Source organism: Shewanella xiamenensis (assembly GCF_014647135.1).
GTDB lineage: Bacteria > Pseudomonadota > Gammaproteobacteria > Enterobacterales > Shewanellaceae > Shewanella > Shewanella xiamenensis.
Window position 1 is genome coordinate 100,534 of sequence record NZ_BMOP01000011.1, and the last position, 20,965, is coordinate 121,498.

12 protein-coding genes are annotated in these 20,965 nt (G+C 46.1%); 8 read left to right on the forward strand and 4 right to left on the reverse strand.

Annotated elements, in window-relative coordinates; all coding sequences use genetic code 11:
• Positions 1–44 precede the first annotated feature (44 nt).
• Together IEY09_RS11590 and pilB are read right to left on the reverse strand one after the other, a co-directional pair.
• Positions 45–1,316, reverse strand: a complete 1,272-nt coding sequence (locus IEY09_RS11590; RefSeq protein ID WP_188871158.1) for a type II secretion system F family protein — start codon at positions 1,314–1,316, stop codon at positions 45–47.
• A gap of 119 nt (positions 1,317–1,435) precedes the next feature.
• Positions 1,436–3,145, reverse strand: a complete 1,710-nt coding sequence (gene pilB / locus IEY09_RS11595) for a type IV-A pilus assembly ATPase PilB (RefSeq protein ID WP_188871160.1) — start codon at positions 3,143–3,145, stop codon at positions 1,436–1,438.
• A gap of 316 nt (positions 3,146–3,461) precedes the next feature.
• Here pilB and IEY09_RS11600 point away from each other — a divergent pair, with 316 nt between their 5' ends.
• A complete protein-coding gene (locus IEY09_RS11600; RefSeq protein WP_188871162.1) occupies positions 3,462–4,889 on the forward strand; it encodes an O-antigen ligase family protein in 1,428 nt (475 codons plus the stop codon).
• 65 nt (positions 4,890–4,954) lie between these two features.
• On the opposite strand, the gene IEY09_RS20355 is transcribed toward IEY09_RS11600, so the two are convergent.
• Positions 4,955–5,386, reverse strand: a complete 432-nt coding sequence (locus IEY09_RS20355) for a pilin (protein WP_275975426.1) — start codon at positions 5,384–5,386, stop codon at positions 4,955–4,957.
• A 603-nt stretch (positions 5,387–5,989) separates the two neighbouring features.
• Positions 5,990–6,871: a carboxylating nicotinate-nucleotide diphosphorylase gene (gene nadC, locus IEY09_RS11610; RefSeq protein WP_088586229.1), complete on the reverse strand. Its 882-nt coding sequence runs from the start codon at positions 6,869–6,871 to the stop codon at positions 5,990–5,992.
• A 249-nt stretch (positions 6,872–7,120) separates the two neighbouring features.
• On the opposite strand from nadC, the gene ampD reads away from it, so the two are divergent.
• The 7 genes from ampD to IEY09_RS11645 all read left to right on the forward strand — a co-directional run bounded on the left by ampD (position 7,121) and on the right by IEY09_RS11645 (position 20,803).
• Positions 7,121–7,666: a 1,6-anhydro-N-acetylmuramyl-L-alanine amidase AmpD gene (gene ampD, locus IEY09_RS11615; RefSeq protein WP_188871163.1), complete on the forward strand. Its 546-nt coding sequence runs from the start codon at positions 7,121–7,123 to the stop codon at positions 7,664–7,666.
• 140 nt (positions 7,667–7,806) lie between these two features.
• Positions 7,807–8,658 carry a beta-lactamase regulator AmpE gene (gene ampE / locus IEY09_RS11620; RefSeq protein WP_037413617.1) on the forward strand — a complete coding sequence of 284 codons (852 nt, stop codon included), beginning with the start codon at positions 7,807–7,809 and terminating at the stop codon, positions 8,656–8,658.
• Between the two features lie 394 nt (positions 8,659–9,052).
• Entirely contained in the window at positions 9,053–9,805 is a 753-nt protein-coding gene (pdhR, locus tag IEY09_RS11625) for a pyruvate dehydrogenase complex transcriptional repressor PdhR (protein ID WP_011070781.1), read from the forward strand.
• Between the two features lie 80 nt (positions 9,806–9,885).
• Positions 9,886–12,552, forward strand: a complete 2,667-nt coding sequence (gene aceE, locus IEY09_RS11630) for a pyruvate dehydrogenase (acetyl-transferring), homodimeric type (RefSeq protein ID WP_037413614.1) — start codon at positions 9,886–9,888, stop codon at positions 12,550–12,552.
• A gap of 12 nt (positions 12,553–12,564) precedes the next feature.
• Positions 12,565–14,586, forward strand: a complete 2,022-nt coding sequence (gene aceF / locus IEY09_RS11635) for a pyruvate dehydrogenase complex dihydrolipoyllysine-residue acetyltransferase (RefSeq protein ID WP_188871165.1) — start codon at positions 12,565–12,567, stop codon at positions 14,584–14,586.
• A gap of 149 nt (positions 14,587–14,735) precedes the next feature.
• Positions 14,736–16,163, forward strand: coding sequence for a dihydrolipoyl dehydrogenase (gene lpdA, locus IEY09_RS11640; protein ID WP_011715641.1), 1,428 nt, complete (start codon positions 14,736–14,738; stop codon positions 16,161–16,163).
• Between the two features lie 167 nt (positions 16,164–16,330).
• Entirely contained in the window at positions 16,331–20,803 is a 4,473-nt protein-coding gene (locus IEY09_RS11645) for an EAL domain-containing protein (protein WP_055648714.1), read from the forward strand.
• The last annotated feature ends 162 nt before the right edge of the window (positions 20,804–20,965 follow it).

Consider the following 20,965-nt stretch of genomic DNA (forward strand, 5'->3'; position numbering starts at 1 on the left):
TAGCCCGTTTTGCTTTTTCTGGCTGCTGTGCTTTTTGCAACGTTCTAGCCACCAACCACCTTACCCATTTGGAAGATGGGTAAATACATAGCGACAATAAGGCCACCAACAACAGTACCAATGACCACCATCATGATAGGTTCAATTAGGCTGGATAAACCATCGACAGCGTCGTCTACTTGCATCTCATAGATAGTTGAAACTTTATTAAGCATATTATCAAGAGAGCCTGATTCTTCGCCAATCATCACCATTTGGATCAGCATATCGGGGAACAGCCCTGTGGTTCGCATTGCCACGTTCATTTGCATCCCCGCCATCACTTCTTGGCGGATTTTTAAAATGGCTTTACGGTATACCGCATTGCCCGATGCCCCTGCGGCTGATTCTAAGCCGTCGATTAAGGGGACACCAGCGGCAAAGGTGGTGGCTAAGGTACGGGCAAAACGCGCCATAGCGCCTTTGTGTAGAATGGGACCAATAGCTGGAATTTTTAAGATGACTTCGTCAACTCTGTCTCTCACGATTTGCGAGTTCCTATGAGCCCTCACAAATAAAAATACGCCAGCCACTATGGCACCCAAAAAGATATACCAAGAGGATTGTAGGCCGCGGGAGATATGCAAAACCAATTGGGTAAATGCAGGTAACTCGGCGCCAAAGCCCTTAAAAATATCTTCAAATTGTGGCACCACAAACAGTAATAATAGTGCTGTTACTAAAATAGCGACTATTACTACTGCTGCCGGATAAAACATGGCTTTTTTAATCTTAGATTTTAATGCTTCAGATTTTTCACGGTAGGTCGCAATACGATCAAACACTACATCGAGTGAGCCTGAATGTTCACCCGCAGCAACTAAGTCAACATAGAGATCATCAAAATAGCGTCGGTGGGGGCGCAAAGCATCAGATAACGGAATACCCGATTGGATCTCCGACAAAATTGTCGCTAACAGTTCACGCATTTTTGCTTTTTCATGGCCGCGACCCAGTAATTCAATGGTAGTCACTAATGGCACCCCAGCGGCAAGCATGGTGGCAATTTGCCGAGTCACCATAGCAATATCCATAGGGGTAATTTTGGCATCGCCTAATTTAAATAAGGCGGCCGATTGTTTGCGAACGGTTTTAGGATTTACCCCTTGAGATTTTAACTTGCTACGAACCTCAGCAGCAGAGGCCCCCCTCAGTTCGCCACTGGTTTTTTGGCCGTCGCGGTTAACACCTTTCCATTCAAAGGTATAAATTTTAGGTTGGCTTTTTTGCTCAATCTTTTTTGGGCGAGGCTTTTTTACTGTGGTTGCCGTAGCCATAAATTATCCCTGTTGGTTGTAAAGCTAAGAAGGACGTTGCTGCACAACTGTTAGAACGCTCACATGCTCGCTCTAGCATCTAGAGCCTAGCTCCTAGAAGGGCGCAGTCCGTCCCGCTATTAAAAACTGGTTACCCGATTCACTTCGGCAATACTGGTTACACCTTGGAGCACTTTTAGTAGCCCAGATTGCCGCAGGTCGCGCATCCCTTGGGCCTTGGCTTGAGCAGCAATTTGCAATGAATTGCCCCCTTCCATAATAGTACGGGCAATTTCATCTGACATCTTCATCACTTCGTAAATACCTACCCGTCCTTTATAGCCACCAGAACAATGCTCACAACCCACGGGTTTATAGGTGATAAACCCTTGGGCGATTTGTGCATCAGTAAAGCCTAAACGTTGTAGCTCATGTTCAGGTATCTGTTCGGGTTGTTTGCATTCTGGGCAAAGTCGCCGTGCAAGTCGCTGAGCAATAATTAAATTGACTGAGCTGGCGATATTATAGCCGGGGACGCCCATATTAATTAAACGGGTGAGTGTTTCTGCCGCCGAGTTAGTATGCAGGGTTGATAGTACTAAGTGGCCAGTTTGCGCGGCTTTAATGGCAATTTCGGCGGTTTCAAGGTCACGGATTTCCCCGACCATCACCACATCGGGGTCTTGTCGCAAAAAGGAGCGTAGTGCTGAGGCGAAGGTTAAACCCGCTTTTAAATTAATATGGACTTGGTTTACCCCCTCAAGGTTAATTTCCACCGGATCTTCGGCGGTGGAAATATTACGCTCGGCGGTATTGAGGATATTTAAGCCTGTGTAGAGCGAAACGGTTTTACCCGAACCCGTTGGGCCTGTCACTAATATCATGCCTTGGGGTTTGGCTAGCATCTCAAGGTAGAGCTTTTCTTGATCCGGCTCGTAACCCAGTTTTTCGATGCCGAGCTGTGCGGAGGAGGAATCCAATATCCGCATTACAATTTTTTCGCCCCACAGGGTCGGCAGGGTGCTTACCCGAAAGTCAATCGACTTAGTGCGGGATAGCTTCATTTTAATCCGGCCATCTTGGGGGACGCGGCGCTCGGCAATATCCAGCTTTGACATTACCTTTAAGCGCGCCGAGAGTCGCCCTGCTAAACTAATGGGGGGTTCTGAGACCTCATGCAAAATACCATCAATACGAAAACGGATACGATAGCGTTTTTCATAGGGCTCAAAATGTAAGTCAGAGGCGCCTTTACGAATGGCGTCAGTTAATATCTTGTTGATATAAATAACAATAGGGGCATCATCACTGGCTTCGCCTGCGTTTTCTTCTTGGCGCTTATCGGTATCGGTAATCTCGATACCGGCAAGTGCTGCTTCATCCATGCCGCTTAAATCAAGGCCAGTAATATCTTCTTCTAATATCTTTTCAAGGGCTTTAGCGAGCTTATCCTCTTCCACCAAAATCGCTTCGGCATGTAGGCCTGCACTAAATTGGAATTCCTCAAGGGCGGCAATATTGGTGGGATCGGAGGTGGCGATATATAGGCGATTACCGCGTTTAAATAGCGGTAAGCAGCGATGCTTTTCAATCAGTTTTTTGTTAAGAAATTCTTCTGGAATGGCACTAATATCAAATTCGGCTAAATCCAGCAGCGGGGTGCCATATTCCTCATAGCAAAGCTCGGCAATGCTGCGAGCCGACACTAGCTTAGTCTGCACTAAGGTAGTGACCAAGGTTTGTTTATTTTGGCGGGATTTGGTGATGGCACTTGCCATCTGCTCTTCATTAAGCAGACCTTTACGGATGAAAAGGGTGGATAATCCCAGGTGAAGGCCAGCGGATGGCATGAAAAACTCCTATCTCCATTAGTTTTTCCATCATAGCGGCAAAAAGGTTATTTGTCATATATAAAAAAGCTCAATTAATCACAAAAAAATGAGTATCATCATAAGGATGCGAATTTATATACCGCTTGCAAAAGTAGCAATGTTTTACCATAAACTGTACTGTGGATTAATGGTCGATAAATAACAATGCCTTATCTTCAAGTCGCTTAGATTTACTTGACTAGAACGCGCAAATAATCGGTCATTTGGCGATAAAATCTAACGCTCACCATCGGGGACAAATCTATGATGGTATGCCCAATTAAGGATACAAATATTGAAATCAATCCCGATTGTTAGCCGGATTATCCTGCTCACTTTCTTCGCGCTATTTTTTCTTGGCTCGGTATTATCTGGTTATATCACTGGATATCTGGGGGTGGATAACGCTTACGATCTTAAGCGAATACTGGTTGTCCTATTTATCGTGTGTTCAGCGGTTGGCCTTTTGTGGCGACCGAGTATCCCAATAATCGTCACATCGCCTTTTACACTGTGGGTGGTGGCAAGTCTATTTATACTCGGTTTGTTATCAACCTGTTTTAGCCAACATCCATTTTGGTCATTCGTTGAATTAGCCAATTTTTTATTATTGCTCTGTTTGTTTTACGTCATTGGTGTATTGATTGCGGATATAGGCAGAACTGCTGCGCTGCAATATTTTTTTGGATTTGCATTATTTTTCTCAATTTGTATTGCAGTTAAGTTTTTTTTGCTGCTGCTATTTCATGCCCTTGATGACAATCGGCCCGATGTGCATTCTTTAGTGGCAGGCTTTATGAATGTAAGGTTTTTCAATCAATTGCAAGTTATGCTGCTGCCGCTGTTGTGTTTATCTTTTTATATCGAACCACTTAAAAAATATAAACGGGCAGCCATGGTGACCTTTAGTGTGTTGTGGTTAATCCTGCTGCAATCGGAGGCTCGCGGCGCAGTATTAGCGCTGGTAGTGGCGGCTGTTGTGGTATATCGCTTTTTATCTACCGATCTGCGTAAAGGGTTTATTCGCCCTATTTTAAAGGCGGTGGCTTTCGGCACGCTTTTATGGCTGGTGCTGATTATTATTATTCCACTGTTTATTTTTGATAGCCCAATTTGGCAATTAAGAACCAATAGCTCTGGCCGGATTGATATGTGGATTTATATTTTGCATGCGATCCCTGAACGTATTGGCTTAGGTTACGGGCCAATGAGTTTTGCTTGGGCAGAGGCAAGACCTTTACCTAATGCTCACCCGCATAATGCCCTACTACAGTTTTTATATGAGTTTGGTGTGGTTGCGTTTATTTTACTGGTAAGTTGGTCGCTGATAACATTATGGTCAATATTAAAAAGACTTAAATTATTAGGGGCAAAGTCGAGTGAGCATTTGGCTAAAAACTCACAAAGTAGCCTCGATATAGGCTCACATATAGGCATAGAGAAGGACACTACCGATATAGTGTTGGCATTTGCTCTGTGCGCAATATGGATTTATGCCATGTTTGATGGGGTGATAGTAATGCCATTATCCCAAGCATTATTAATGGTATTATTGGCACTTAATTGCCGCCAATATCAACCGCGAGTGATAGCACTATCTTGGAAAGTGGGATTAATTGCAGCAGTGATAACCTGTGCTGCACTGTTAATCGCGAGCCTTGGTGATACCGCACTAAATCAGCAACTTTATCCAAGATTATGGTTAACCGGGATTATTAATTGATATAAATTTGATAAAAATAAAAAAGCCCCAAAAGGGGCTTTAGGTTTTAGGTATTAACTAATGTATTAGCTACCAGCTTTGATGCCTGCGCCATTTTCACACAACTCTTTATCACCAGTAGCGGTAGCAGTAGTAGCAGATGCTGCATAAGTAATTGAACCATCTGCCTCGACGGTACCTGTGAGAGTACATTTGTTGCCCACGTAGGTAATTACTAATTCAGAACCTTGTACTGGAGTTTCTGGTTCAGCTGTTGCTCCCATAGTTGCAATATTTTTCTTAACAGTATCACACGCAATACCTGAAGTTACACAGGCTGATGCGGTAGAGGCTACACTGCCAACTGCTTTCATAGCGGCACCACCATCAGAAGTCGTGATGTAGTCTTTATAAGCTGGCAATGCCACTGCAGCCAAAATACCGATAATGGCTACTACAATCATTAATTCGATCAAGGTAAAACCCTGAGCTTGCTTGTTCATCTTGATACCTTTCATTTTTTGCTCCAAATATAATGCAAATTGTTGTTTATCGATTGTGTTCGTTTCGGCTGCTTATCTTGATTGCTTGCAATGAATTGCTGGTTTTTTGGCTAGCGACAATTCACTTTGAGCTAATTTTGATAAGGAAGGCCGAAACGGCCATCTCGCCTAGGTAAAAGTTAGTACAAAGTTAAGTAAAATGAAACAACTTTTACGCATAAAGTATTAATTAAATGATTATTTTGTCTAAAAACTTGACGCTAAAACGTATTGCGTTCTAACAAATGTTTGACAATGTTAGTTAAGTTGACGCATTTAAAACAACGTCAAAACATCGGCGCGCACTATACCTGTGTTTTGTTGGGTTATTTAGTGGGTTTATGCTGTAAAGGTTGGGAAGCTCGAATCTAGGACGTTGCTGCGCAACTGCTAGGACGCTGGCAAGCTCGTTCTAGAATCTAGAGCTGAAATGCATAAAGCTGGATCCCCGCGTCGATAACTGCTCCTGCGTTATTCTACCTCCTGCATCCATGCAGTCGTTCGCGAGGATGACGGCTTATGGGCTGCTACTAGAATCTAGTACCTAGAATCTATAAGGGCGCAGCCCGCTCTACTTTTCTAGCCTTTCAGTCGCATTGATAGGTCTAAGGCGCGGACATGCTTGGTGAGGGCGCCGACGGAAATATAATCCACCCCCGTTTTGGCAAATTCCGCCAAGGTGTCTAAGGTGACATTGCCTGAGACTTCAAGTTTTGCACCTTTGCCTTTAGCTTGGCTTTTGGCATTTAGTTCAACAGCTTCGACCATCATAGTGATATCGAAGTTATCTAACATGATAATATCTGCGCCAGAATCCAGTGCTAATGCCAGTTCGGCTAAGGACTCGACTTCGACCTCAACGGGTTTATTGGGGTGTAAACTGCGCGCTGCATCCACTGCTTGGCGTATGCCACCACAGGCCATAATGTGGTTTTCTTTAATTAAAAAGGCATCAAATAGACCTATACGGTGGTTTTTACCGCCGCCACAGGTGACAGCATATTTTTGGGCGGTGCGCAGTCCTGGAATGGTTTTACGGGTATCGAGCAGCTGTGTGTGAGTGCCAGCAAGTTTGTCTACATAGTGTTTGGTGAGGGTGGCGACACCGGATAAGGTTTGGATAAAGTTCATCGCGGTGCGTTCGCCCGTCAATAAGGCGCGAGCGGGGCCGGATAATTCACACAAGACTTGATTGGGTAACACAAGATCGCCATCATCGACATGCCAATGCAGCGCGACTTCGCCACCTAATTGATTAAAGACTTGTTCTGCCCAGGCTTTGCCACAAAAAACCCCTTCTTCGCGGGTGATTAAGGTCGCTTCGGCATATTTATCTGCCGGAATCAGTTCGGCAGTAATGTCACCGTAGGCAATGGTTTTGGTATGCTCGTTGATTTCAGTGCCGCCAAGATCTTCATTGAGCGCGGTTTTTACGGCGTGGCGAATATCGTTTTCTAGCATGATTGGGTCCTTGCATTCTTGCATGCCACAGATGGCGTGCTTGAAATTGCTTGCTTGCATTTAGGGCTAAGATTACCACCTCGTGCGGGTGATAAAAAGTCACACGGATTTGGCCGAGTAATATTATCGTGCCGAAAAATAGCGATTTTGTTTGCGGCAGGTTATTTCTGGCTTGTCATTGAATTGCATATATTCAGTCACTTAATGCTGTTAGAGTAGTGCAGTTATTGCGGTATTTAAGGGGGAAATATGGGCTTTGATGCCGGATGGTTTACCTCGGCGCGGCGCTGTGAATCACCACATTTTAACCGTCGGCCCTTTGGAGAGATCAGCCTGTTGGTGATCCACAATATTAGTTTGCCCGCGGGATGCTTTGGGCTGCCTTATATTGATCAATTATTTCAAGGGTGTTTAGATACCAGTGCCGATGAAAGTTTCGCCGATTTAGCTGGGCTGGAGGTGTCGGCTCATTTTTTAATTCGCCGGGATGGCGAATGTGTGCAGTATGTGAGTTGTGAAGATAGAGCTTGGCACGCGGGTGTATCCCGTTATGGCGAAAGGGAAAATTGTAATGATTTCTCTATTGGTATTGAACTTGAAGGTACGGATACTGAACCCTATACTGCCGCCCAATATCAGCAACTTACCGCATTGACCCAAGCTTTATTGGCACAATATCCTGCGTTAACCGCAGAGCGGATTGTGGGACATTGCGATATTGCGCCAATGCGGAAGACTGACCCAGGCCCAAGCTTTGACTGGCAAAGATATTTAGCGGCGCTGCGCGACTTTTAGTATCTAGGACGTTGCTGCGCAACTGCTAGGACGCTCGCAAGCTCGCTCTAGAATCTAGAGCCTAGAACCTAGGGCCTAGAAGGGCGAAGCCCGCGCTGCTTTTTCTAGTCCGTCCTGCTTTTTTACAAGGAGTACTATCGATGGCATTATTTTCATTACTGGTCGCCATTCTTGTGGAGCGACTAAAGTTTCTTCCCGCCTCTTGGCAGTGTGATCGTGTACTGCAATCTTACCAATCCAGCTTTTTTGGCGATAAAGCGTCGCTTAATAACACTAATATGTTGCTGGCTTTGATATTGCCCGCGGGTGTGGTTTATCTGTTGGGTTGGATTGCGTCGGGTATGTTTTGGGGAGTATTAAGTCTCGCGCTATGGGTGCTGGTGGCGATTATTTGTTTTAATCATCAAAAACAGCGTGATACTTTTAAAAAATATATGCAGGCGGCGTGTCGTTCCGATGTGCAGGCCTGTTATCACTATGCCGCTGAATTAGATTGTAGTGAGTGTTTGGAGGCGGTTTCGGAAAAAGATTTAGGTGCCAAGGTCGGGCAGAGTGTTGCTTGGATTAACTATCGTTACTACGGTGCAGTGGCATTATGCCTTATTTTTCTTGGACCTGTGGGGGCAGTGTTATATTGCACTGCGCGCTTTTATGCGGAGGAAAATATACGTAAGTCACTTAATTTACCGCTGATTGAAGATATTATGTTTGCGTTTGATTGGCTCCCAAGCCGAGTGTTTTCCTTTGGCTATGCGCTCAGTGGTCAGTTTAGTGAAGGGCTCGCGGCGTGGCGCAATAATGCGTTAAATATCAATGCCAGTGCTAGGCAAGTGGTCACTGAAACTGCACTCGCTGCCCAGCCTTTGCCCGAGGTGTCTAGCGCGCCTGTTTGTGTGCAGTCGACCTTAGCATTGTTAGTATTAAGCAAACGCAACTTTACGCTGATGGTTGCTGTGTTATCACTGCTGACTATTTTTGGGTTGGTGAGTTAATAAGAAGGACGCTGCGCGGCTTCTAGAACCTAGGGTGCTTCGCTGCTAGGACGCAGCAAAAAGCGCTGCTCTAGGACGCCACTTCGTGGCTCTAGAATCTAGAGCCTAGAACCTAAAATCTAGAATCTATAAGGGCGCAGCCCGTTTTGCTTTTTCTAGCAGCTGCGCTTTTTGCAGCGCTCCAGAACCTAGCCGCTAGCACTTGCTCTCGTTGTGGTTTAATGGTCTGACCCCATGATGAGTTTTTTAGGCTATGCTCTCTCATCGTGAGCGGTTTTGAGTGAGATCACCTTTTAAGGTTGATTTTCAATCTGGACATCAAAAGTGTGATTTGATAAAGTGCGCTCACTCATAAAAATTGGTAAGACCAATTTACAACGGAGCTGAGCGCCAAATGGCCTATAGTAAAATTAATCAGCCAAAAATTTCTGATGTGATCATGGCGCAACTCGAGCAAATGATCCTCGAAGGCAGTTTACAGCCGGGCCAGAAATTACCACCGGAGCGTGAACTGGCCATCCAGTTCGAAGTATCTCGTCCCTCATTGCGTGAAGCGATTCAAAAACTTGAGGCGAAAGGGCTATTAATGCGCCGTCAAGGCGGCGGTACTTATGTCAAAGAGCAACTCTGGCAGAGTCTTGCCGATCCTATCGTTGAATTAATGACAGCCGATCCAGAAAGCCAATATGACTTGCTGGAGTTTCGTCATGCGACCGAAGGCATGATGGCCTATTTTGCCGCCCTGCGTGGCACAGACGCCGATATGCAAAATATCAAGCGGATGATCCTTGAGGTGGAAGCCGCCACCAATATCGAACAACAAGCTGCTGCCATTGTGCGCTTCTATCGCGCTGTTGCTGAAGCGTCACACAATGTGGCTATGTTACATCTCGTACTCAGTTTAACCCCTGTGCTGCATAAGAATGTGGCGCAAAACCTGGAGCTTTTAAGCCGCCGCGAAGAAGCTTCCACTATGGCTAACGATCACAGACGTGCTCTGCTCGCTGCAATCGTTCGTCGTGATCCTGAAGCCGCTAGAGAAGCCTCGAATGAACATTTAAGTTACATCGAAGAGGTGATGTTATCTGTGCGGGAAGAAGATAGCCGGTTGCAGCGAAGTTTGCGCCGTTTAAAGAGTGGCGCTTAAGTTCCCGACTTTAGCACTCGCTAAAGCGGAATATGCCGCAAACACCATTCATTATCATGTATATAGAGAAGGACAGTGTCATGTCTGAAGATATGCTACAAGACTTAGATCCGTTAGAGACTCAGGAATGGGTTGATGCCCTGCAAGCTGTATTAGAACAGGAAGGCCCTGAACGCGCCCATTTCTTATTAGAGAAACTGATCGATAAAGCCCGTCGCAATGGCACACACTTGCCTTACACGGCGACCACGGCCTATTTGAACACCATTCCAGCGGGTCAAGAGCCGCACATGCCAGGCAACCAAGAGATGGAACGTCGCATTCGCGCCATCATCCGTTGGAACGCCTTAGCTATGGTTCTGCGTGGTTCTAAGAAAGATTTAGAGTTAGGCGGCCATATTTCGAGTTTCGCGTCGAGTGCAACCATTTATGACGTGTGCTTTAACCACTTCTTCCGTGCGCCAAACGAGAAAGACGGTGGCGACTTAGTGTATTTCCAAGGTCATATCGCCCCAGGTATCTATGCTCGTTCATTCTTGGAAGGTCGTTTAACGGAAGATCAACTGGCTAACTTCCGTCAAGAAGTGGATGGCAAAGGACTGTCTTCGTATCCGCACCCTAAGTTGATGCCTGACTACTGGCAATTCCCAACAGTTTCTATGGGGTTAGGCCCAATCCAAGCGATTTACCAAGCGCGCTTCTTAAAATATCTGACTGACCGTGGTCTGAAAGATTGTTCTGAGCAAACCGTTTACTGCTTCTTAGGTGACGGTGAGTGTGACGAGCCAGAAGCCTTAGGTGCGATTGGTTTAGCTGCCCGTGAAGAATTAGATAACTTAGTCTTTATCATCAACTGTAACCTGCAACGTCTGGACGGCCCAGTACGCGGTAACGGTAAGATCATCCAAGAACTGGAAGGTGAATTCCGCGGCGCTGGCTGGGAAGTCGTGAAAGTGATTTGGGGTCGTTACTGGGATCCATTATTGGCCCGTGATACCAGCGGTAAGTTATTGCAGTTAATGGAAGAAACCGTTGACGGTGAATACCAAAACTGTAAAGCCAAAGGTGGCGCTTATACTCGCGAACACTTCTTCGGCAAATACCCAGAAACCGCCGAAATGGTAGCGAACATGTCAGATGATGACATTTGGCGCTTAAACCGTGGTGGTCATGACCCAGTTAAAGTGTACGCGGCATTAGACCATGCGCGTAAGACTAAAGGTCGCCCAACGGTGATCCTAGCGAAAACCGTTAAAGGTTACGGCCTCGGTGATGCGGGTGAAGGTAAGAACATCGCCCACAACGTGAAGAAAATGGGTATCGAGTCTATCCGTTACTTCCGCGATCGTTTCAATATCCCGATCCCTGACGATCAATTAGAAGATCTGCCGTTCTACCACCCAGGTCCAGATTCGGAAGAAGTGAAGTACATGATGAGCCGTCGTGCCGCGCTGCATGGTAGCGTGCCACAACGTCGTGAGAAGTTCAGCGAAGAGTTGGAAGTGCCATCACTGAAGATTTTCGATTCGATCTTAGCAGGCTCAAATGGCCGTGAAATTTCATCGACCATGGCGTTTGTTCGCGTACTGACTGCGCTGTTAAAAGACAAGAAAATTGGCAAAAACATTGTGCCAATTATCCCTGACGAAGCGCGTACTTTCGGTATGGAAGGTCTGTTCCGCCAAGTGGGTATTTATGCTCACGAAGGCCAAAAATACGTACCGCAAGACTCTGACCAAGTGGCTTACTATCGTGAAGATAAAACCGGTCAGGTGCTGCAGGAAGGTATTAACGAACTGGGTGCAATGTCATCTTGGGTAGCGGCTGCGACCAGCTACTCAGTCAACGATACACCGATGATCCCATTCTACATCTACTACTCAATGTTCGGTTTCCAACGTATTGGCGACATGGCATGGGCTGCGGGTGATATGCGTGCACGTGGCTTCTTAGTCGGTGGTACTTCAGGCCGTACAACACTGAACGGTGAAGGTTTACAGCATCAGGATGGTCACAGTCACGTACTGGCTAACACTATTCCTAACTGTATTACCTACGATCCAACTTATGGTTATGAAATTGCCGTTATCGTTCAAGATGGTATCCGTCGTATGTACGGCGAAAAACAAGAAGATATCTTCTACTACCTGACCACAATGAACGAAAACTATATTCAGCCTGAAATGCCAGAAGGTGCCGAGGAAGGTATCGTTAAAGGTATCTACAAGCTGGAAACGGTGAGTGGTTCTGGTAAAGGCAAAGTGCAGTTACTGAGCTGTGGCACCATTCTTGAGCAAACCCGTAAAGCGGCGCAAGCGCTGGCGAAAGACTTTGGTATCACTGCCGACGTATTCAGCGTGACCAGCTTCAACGAACTGACTCGCGATGGTCAAGCGGCAGAACGTTGGAACATGCTGCACCCAACGCAAACGCCAAAACAAGCGTATATCAGCCAAGTGATCTCCAGTGATGCGCCTGCAATCGCAGCAACTGACTACATGAAGATCTACGGCGAGCAGTTACGTGCATTTATGCCAACCGATTACAAAGTGTTAGGTACTGACGGTTTCGGTCGTTCAGACAGCCGTGACAACCTGCGTCACCACTTCGAAGTGGACGCTAAGTTCATCGTTATCGCGGCACTGAAGTCACTGGTTGATCGTAAAGAGCTGCCTGTTGATGTGTTAGCGAATGCCATCAAGGAATACGGCATCGACGCTGACAAGATCAATCCACAGTACGCGTAAGAGGCAATAAAAATGGCTGAATTAAAAGAAGTTTTTGTTCCTGATATCGGCGGCGATGAAGTACAGGTTATCGAAATCTGTGCTTCTGTGGGCGATACCTTAGCAGCGGAAGAGTCGATTCTGACCGTTGAAAGCGACAAGGCGACCATGGACATTCCTGCGCCTTTCGCGGGTGTGTTAGCCGAATTGAAAGTGGCCGTCGGTGACAAAGTCAGCGAAGGTACCTTAATCGCGATGATGCAAGCAGCGGGCGCATCCGCTCAAGCTGCTGCGCCAGTTGCTCAAGCTGCCGCTCCTGCGCCAGCTCCAGCAGCACCTGCTCCAGTACAAGCGGCTCCTGCCCCTGTAGCTGCCGCGCCAGCAACGGGTGCAACCCAAGTGGTTGAAGTCACTGTGCCGGATATCGGTGGTGACACCGATGTGTCTGTTATCGAAGTCTTAGTCGCCACTGGCGATAAGATTGAGGTTGACGCTGGCCTTATCACGCTTGAAACCGACAAAGCGACCATGGACGTACCATCGCCATTCGCGGGTGTGGTAAAAGAAGTGAAAGTGGCTGTGGGTGACAAGGTTTCTCAAGGCTCATTAGTGATCATGCTCGAAGTGGGCGGCGCGGCTCCTGCTGCAGCGCCACAAGCGAGCGCGCCAGCAGCATCAGCTCCTGTCGCTCAAGCGGCTCCTGCTGCGCCAATTGCTCCAGTTGCAGCTGCAGCACCAGTGGTTGCTGTTAAAGAAATCCAAGTGCCAGATATTGGTGATGCCAGCAATGTCGATGTGATCGAAGTGCTAGTGTCTGTGGGTGATATGATCACCGCCGACCAAGGTTTGATCACGTTAGAAACCGATAAAGCGACCATGGAAGTGCCTGCGCCATTCGCCGGTAAACTGTTGTCGTTAACCGTTAAAGTGGGTGATAAGGTTTCGCAAGGTAGCGTGATTGCGACGATTGAAACTGTGACTGCTGGTGCAGCTCCTGCACCTCAAGCCGCCGCGCCAGCACCTGCACCAGTCGCCCAAGAAGTGGCACCAGCTCCTGTTGCAGCCGCGCCGAGCCGTCCACCGGTTCCACATCACCCAAGTGCAGGTGCGCCTGTGTCTACTGGTGCGGTTCATGCATCTCCTGCGGTTCGCCGTTTGGCCCGTGAATTTGGTGTGGATCTTACTCAAGTGACGGGTTCTGGCCGTAAAGGTCGCATCATGAAGGAAGACGTTCAGGCGTATGTGAAATACGAACTGTCTCGTCCTAAGGCGACAGCGGCAACTTCCGTTGCAGCGGGTAACGGTGGTGGTCTGCAAGTGATTGCCGCACCGAAAGTGGATTTCAGCAAGTTTGGTGAAGTGGAAGAGATTCCATTAAGCCGTATCCAGAAGATCTCTGGTCCAAACCTGCACCGCAACTGGGTAACTATTCCTCACGTGACTCAGTTCGATGAAGCTGATATCACTGAAATGGAAGAGTTCCGTAAGCAGCAGAACGACGCGGCGGCGAAGAAGAAAGCCGATTATAAGATCACTCCGCTGGTCTTTATGATGAAAGCTGTGGCGAAAACGCTACAACAGTTCCCTGTGTTCAACTCAAGCTTAAGCAGCGACGGTGAATCACTGATCCAGAAGAAGTACTACCACATCGGTGTGGCGGTTGATACGCCAAACGGTTTGGTTGTGCCAGTGGTGCGTGACGTGGATAAGAAAGGCATTATCGAGTTATCTCGTGAGCTGGCCGATATTTCTATCCGTGCTCGCGATGGTAAGCTCAAATCTGCTGATATGCAGGGTAGCTGCTTCACTATTTCAAGCCTAGGTGGCATTGGTGGTACTGCATTTACCCCAATCGTTAACTACCCAGACGTGGCGATTTTAGGTGTGTCTAAATCTGAAATTAAGCCTAAGTGGAATGGTAAAGAGTTCGAGCCTAAATTGATGTTGCCACTGTCGCTATCCTACGATCACCGCGTGATCGATGGTGCAATGGCTGCACGCTTTAGCGTGACCCTGTCAGGAATTCTGTCCGATATTCGTACTTTGATTCTGTAAACAAATAAGGCTGCTCATCTTGAGTGGCCTTTTGTTTATTGTGATCAGTATCAAACACAGGTTAAAATGCGCCCACCTTACGCGCTGGCGCATTTTCGGTTGGCAGGATTACTCCCCTCCAACGGATTGAATGAGAATTAGAGGAAAACATGAGTAACGAAATCAAAACTCAGGTAGTGGTATTAGGTGCAGGTCCTGCGGGATATTCTGCTGCCTTCCGTGCGGCTGACTTAGGTCTGGAAACCGTTATCGTTGAACGTTTTAGCACTTTAGGTGGCGTGTGTTTGAACGTGGGTTGTATCCCATCTAAAGCCCTGTTACACGTTGCTAAAGTCATCGAAGAAGCCAAAGCCGTTGCTGCACACGGTGTGGTGTTCGGCGAGCCAACCATCGATTTAGACAAGTTACGCAGCTTCAAGCAAAAAGTGATCAGCCAGTTGACTGGTGGCTTAGGCGGCATGTCTAAAATGCGTAAAGTAAACGTTGTTAATGGCTTCGGTAAATTTACTGGCCCTAACAGCTTAGAAGTGACTGCTGAAGACGGTACTGTGACCGTTGTTAAGTTTGACCAAGCGATCATCGCTGCGGGTTCTCGCCCAATCAAACTGCCATTCATTCCCCATGAAGACCCACGTATTTGGGATTCGACTGACGCATTAGAACTGAAAGAAGTTCCTGGCAAACTGCTGGTCATGGGCGGCGGTATCATCGGTTTAGAAATGGGTACTGTGTATTCATCTTTAGGCAGTGAAATCGACGTGGTTGAAATGTTCGACCAAGTGATCCCTGCGGCTGACAAAGACGTTGTTCGCGTATTCACTAAGCAAATCAAGAAGAAATTCAACCTGATCCTCGAAACTAAAGTGACTGCGGTTGAAGCCCGTGAAGACGGTATCTACGTTTCGATGGAAGGTAAGAGCGCGCCAACTGAGCCAGTACGTTACGATGCAGTATTAGTGGCTATCGGCCGTACACCAAATGGCAAGCTGATCGACGCTGAAAAAGCGGGCGTTAAGATTGATGAGCGTGGTTTCATCAACGTAGACAAACAATTACGTACTAACGTACCGCACATCTACGCTATCGGTGACATCGTTGGTCAACCAATGCTCGCTCACAAAGGCGTGCACGAAGGCCACGTAGCGGCCGAAGTTATCGCTGGCATGAAGCACTACTTCGATCCAAAAGTTATCCCATCAATCGCTTACACAGACCCTGAAGTGGCCTGGGTTGGTCTGACTGAGAAAGAAGCTAAAGAGCAAGGTATTGCTTACGAAACAGCGACTTTCCCATGGGCTGCCAGCGGCCGTGCAATCGCTTCAGATTGCAGCGAAGGTATGACTAAGCTGATTTTCGATAAAGACACTCACCGCGTAATCGGTGGTGCTATCGTGGGTGTGAACGGTGGCGAACTGTTAGGCGAAATTGGCCTAGCCATCGAAATGGGTTGTGATGCTGAAGATTTAGCATTAACTATCCACGCTCACCCAACTCTGCACGAGTCAGTGGGTCTAGCGGCTGAAATCTACGAAGGTTCTATTACTGACCTGCCAAACCCAAAGGCAAAGAAAAAGTAATTTAACCTTTGTCTCGTCCTGAAATAAGTTGAAACTTATATTCGTAAAAGCGCCTTTAGGGCGCTTTTTTATTGCCTAAGTAAAAATGTAAAGTTAATGTGAATGTGCGGGTGTATTCAGACTGTTGAACTGCTACAGTAAAACTATGGTGTTAAGTAAGTCGTCAAATGAAAAAAATAATAATCCACTTCCTTTTGGCATCAATATTGGTTTTTTGTTCAGGTCTTCATTCGGCTTGGGCGGGTAGTTTTGTACAACGGGTTTTTTCCGACAGGGACGGACTTGAAGCGACCAGTATTCGCGCGCTCACTCTCGATGACCATGGTTTTATATGGGCTGCAACCGAGCAAGGTTTATATCGGGTTAGTAATTCTAAAGTGAGGCGAATTGATAAAACGGGTTCTGAGTTACGCCTTGCAGATGAGTTTTTGACAACAGTTGTCAATATCGATCGCGATATGCTGTTAGTCAGTACCAATGCCGCAACCTATCTTTATGACATCGCAAAAAATCAATTTACCCAGATGGGGTCACCTAATTTATTCCCTCATTTCCCTGGTGGAGTGTTAATTTCTGCTGCTCGTAAAAATGCCCAAGAATGGCGCTTGTTGATTGATAACGGCCAGATTTACGACTTATCCCCCTCAACCTTGACCTTAACTTTAGTGAGTCAGTTACCCGTTAATCGCGATCTACCTTGGCGCAAGTTATTGAGCATGCCTGATGGTCAGTTTCTTGTTGCGGGTCAATTTCAATTGTTACTCCTTAACAGTGCCGGGGAAAAAGTTGTTGATTACCAATGGACTGAACCTATGGGCAGTATTCTGGATATGCTTGAGGATTCAAAACAGCGTATTTGGATTGCAACGAGCCGAGGGATTTACCGATTAGAACCAAAAACCTTACAGATTTTCCCTGTTCCTGAATTACCCGATTGGAGCACTGCTATGGCTGAAGGCCATAATGGTGAGATTTGGTTTTCGAGTCGGGCAGGTTTATTAAAGTGGTCTCCAGATACCCATCAGATTGAAAATTATCAACAAGAGCTTAAAACTCAAGCCAATATGGAAACATTAAAGGCGATATTGTTTGATAAATCAGGTTTGATGTGGGTTGGGGGCTCTGGAGATGGTTTAGCCTTACTGGCCTCGCAACCGGATTTCATTCTTGATACTTATACTGGCGAACCGCCACACCAATTATCTGACGCTATGGTGTGGTCGGTGTTTGCGAGTGATGAAGGATTATGGTTTGGGGCGTCAAATGTCAGCTTTGTCGGGCGAAACACTCAAAAAGCAATTACCGTAGATATTGAGGGATTAAAGCCGCACGAGAGTGTTTACGGGATCAGTCGCTTTATTGACCACTATTTATTAGTTTCGACCACGAGTGGTTTGTTTGTCGTGGATAAGTTGACCTTAAAAGGGATCAGTTTTGCCCAGTGGACGCATGGTGGTGAAGCATTTAAAAATAAACTCATCTATGGCACTTATGCCGATCCCAAACTCAAAGGACGGTTTTGGATTGCAACGGGTACGGGGCTGTATTTTTGGGAGCAAGGACTGTTTGAGCCGCAGCCATTTAACTTTGATGGGGCAACTGGGAATTCGCCAGAGCTTAAGCGGCCGACCATTCGTACTTTATATCGAGCCTCTGACGGTAAATTATGGATAGGTGGACGAAAGGTATTTGGTTATATTGACGAGCAAAATCTTTTTCACGATCAAAGACAATTGTTTAGTGGCTTAAACTCTGTGCCCTCAATTAGCCATATTGAAGAAATATCTCCCGGAGTGATGTGGTTTGGCTCCTATGAAAGGGGCTTATTCGAATTAAATCTCCACGGCGGCAAACTGGTTTCGTTAAGTTCACAATGGCAAGTAAATTGTAGTTCAGTATTTTTTATCCAAAAAACAACCAATGCCAATGTCGTTGCCTGTGCCGATTCGCTAATTCGTCAAGATAGAGCGACTGGGCAAATCTCAATGTTTAACCAACTTGATGGCCTAATTTCTAATGAAATGAATGAAGGCGCCTATTTCTATTCTGCCGTTTCAGGTCTGTATATTGGTACTCCTGAAGGGGTGATGAACCTTGATGTGGACAAGATGGTCAACCGTATTGCCGATGATCATGTGATGTTGGAGTCGGTATCGGTTTATTACGACAACAATACCCAAGTCTCGTTGTTACCCAAACCGTTGATGGTGATTAAGCCTGACGCCAATATGGTAAGCCTGCAGATCACTAACCTCGATTATCTTGATGATTCGCCAATACAATTTAAATATCGACTCAGATATCAAGGGGAGGAAGATAACTACGTGCTGCTCCAAGGTGAGTCGCAGGTAAACCTCGCAGGCTTAGCAGCGGGAGAATATCTACTTGAGGTGTTAAGCCAAGTCAATGGAATCTGGTCAGATAAGCCCTTTACTTTTCCCTTCTATGTTGAGCAGCACTGGTGGCTGACTCAAGGGTTTAAAGGTTTATTATTATTAGTGTTTTCGATTATTGCACTGAGTTTAGCGTGGTATCGACAGCGTCAGGTTCGCACCTTTATGGCGATGAATCAAGCGCTAACCGAGAGTGATGATCGTCTCAGGCAATCGTTACGTGGTAGCGACTCTGATCTTTGGGAATGGCATAGGGATAGCCAATGTTTTTATCTCGATAACCGCGGTTATGTCTTGGGAAGTCATGCCAACGAAATTGTACTTACTCTTGAATCACTTCCCGTACATCCTTTGGATCGGGAAAAAGTACTGGTGCAATGGAATAGTATGCTTGCAGGAGAGGTTGATCGGTTTGAAGCCGAATATCGATATCATCGTCGCGATGGTAACTGGGGCTGGTTGAGGGTGCGCGGGCGTCCTGTGGCTCGTAATAAACAAACCCAAGTTATTGAGCGGGTAGCGGGTATTTATAGTGATATAACCTTGCAGCGGCAGCTTGAAGATGAAGTCAGTCTTTTAGCCCAAGCGTTTGAAAATACATCAGAAGGTGTACTTATTTTAGACGTAGATGAAAATATTCGTGTTGCCAATCATGCCGCACAGCACATTATAGGCTCAGAACAACAGAGCTTAGTCGGCCTATCATTTTCGCAATTTGTGCAAATGAAGGACGGGTTATCTACGGAAGTTGCCCAGTTACTTGGTCAGGATAGCTCATGGACGGGTGAGCGTGAGTTAGTCGGACAAAACGGCCTAGTTTATCCCGTATGGCTTAACGTGTCGGTGATGCAGTCATTAAATGAAAATGCTATTCACTATGTAGTGGTATTTTCAGATATCACTGAGCGGAAACGCACCGAGGCCGACCTTAGACGTCTGGCAAATTACGATGTATTAACAGGACTCCCTAACCGTTCGTTATTCGCCAATCGTTTGATGCAATCTATTCAAGCGGCTGAGCAAAGTGGTGAAAAGTTAGCATTGCTGTTTCTTGACCTAGATAGATTTAAGCATGTCAATGATTCCTATGGCCACAGTATGGGCGATGCACTCTTAGTTGAAGCATCTAATCGATTACAATCCTGTATCGGAAGTGACCATTTACTCTGCCGTTTTGGTGGCGATGAATTTGTTATTTTGCTGAAGAATGTTAAAGAGTTAAGTGATATTAACCACTTAGCTGAACAGTTGTTGGCACAAATCGTCGCGCCATTTAGGTTGTTTGGCCGCGAGTTTTATATTTCAACCAGCATTGGGATCAGTATTTGGCCCGATGATGCAATGCAGCCAGAAGCCTTCATAAAAAATGCGGATCTGGCCATGTATCATGCCAAGGAAGAAGGTCGTGGTAACTTCAAATATTATTCATCAGAGCGCAATGCCCAAGCGTTATACCATTTACGTTTGGAGGCTGATTTACGTAAAGCGATAGAGCGGCAAGAATTTGAACTGTATTATCAACCACAAATTGATATTTTGCAGGGGGATAAATTTATTGGCATGGAAGCACTCATTCGTTGGCGACATCCCGTCGATGGTTTTGTGCGACCCGATATTTTTATTAAAGTTGCCGAAGCTTGTGGTTTGGTTGTTGATATTGATCGCTGGGTTTTACGCCGCGCGTGTTCGGATGGGGCCAAATGGGCAATGCAAACCGCTGAGCCATTTAAATTGTCGGTCAATATTTCAGCTGTGCATTTCCGTCAACCAGACTTTATCGATGGCGTGAAGAAAATTCTCGATGCCACCCGTATGCCCGCTTCATCTTTATGCTTAGAAATTACCGAAGGGGTGTTAATGAAAGAGTTGCAGGTGGCTAAAGCCCACTTAATGCAGCTTGACGAGCTTGGCATTGAAGTCGCGATTGACGACTTTGGCACCGGATATTCCTCTTTAGCTTATTTACGCAATTTTGAGGTGAATACACTCAAAATTGACCGTTCATTTTTGATCGATATCGCCTCGAATTCTGCCGATCAGGCTATTGTGAGTAGTATTATTGAATTGGCTCGTAACTTAAAATTAACCGTAGTAGCAGAAGGGGTCGAAACCGTTGAGCAGTTAGAGCAGCTTTTTAGCCGTGGCTGTTATATTGTTCAGGGCTATTACTTTGCTAAACCAATGTCTGTCAGTGATTTTGAAAAATATCTTCAGTTACAGTCTCCGCTTGACTCATTGCAATCTTAATCTGCAATTTATGTGTGCTTAATTGCGCATTTTTAGCCTCGGCTCAAGTTGGGGTTTTATGTTGAATTATCTGTTTACAGCACTTGTGTTTAAACGTAAATGAAATAACGCGATCATTAATGGCAAATTTTCAACTCATCGGTTCAGATAAAATATGACTGA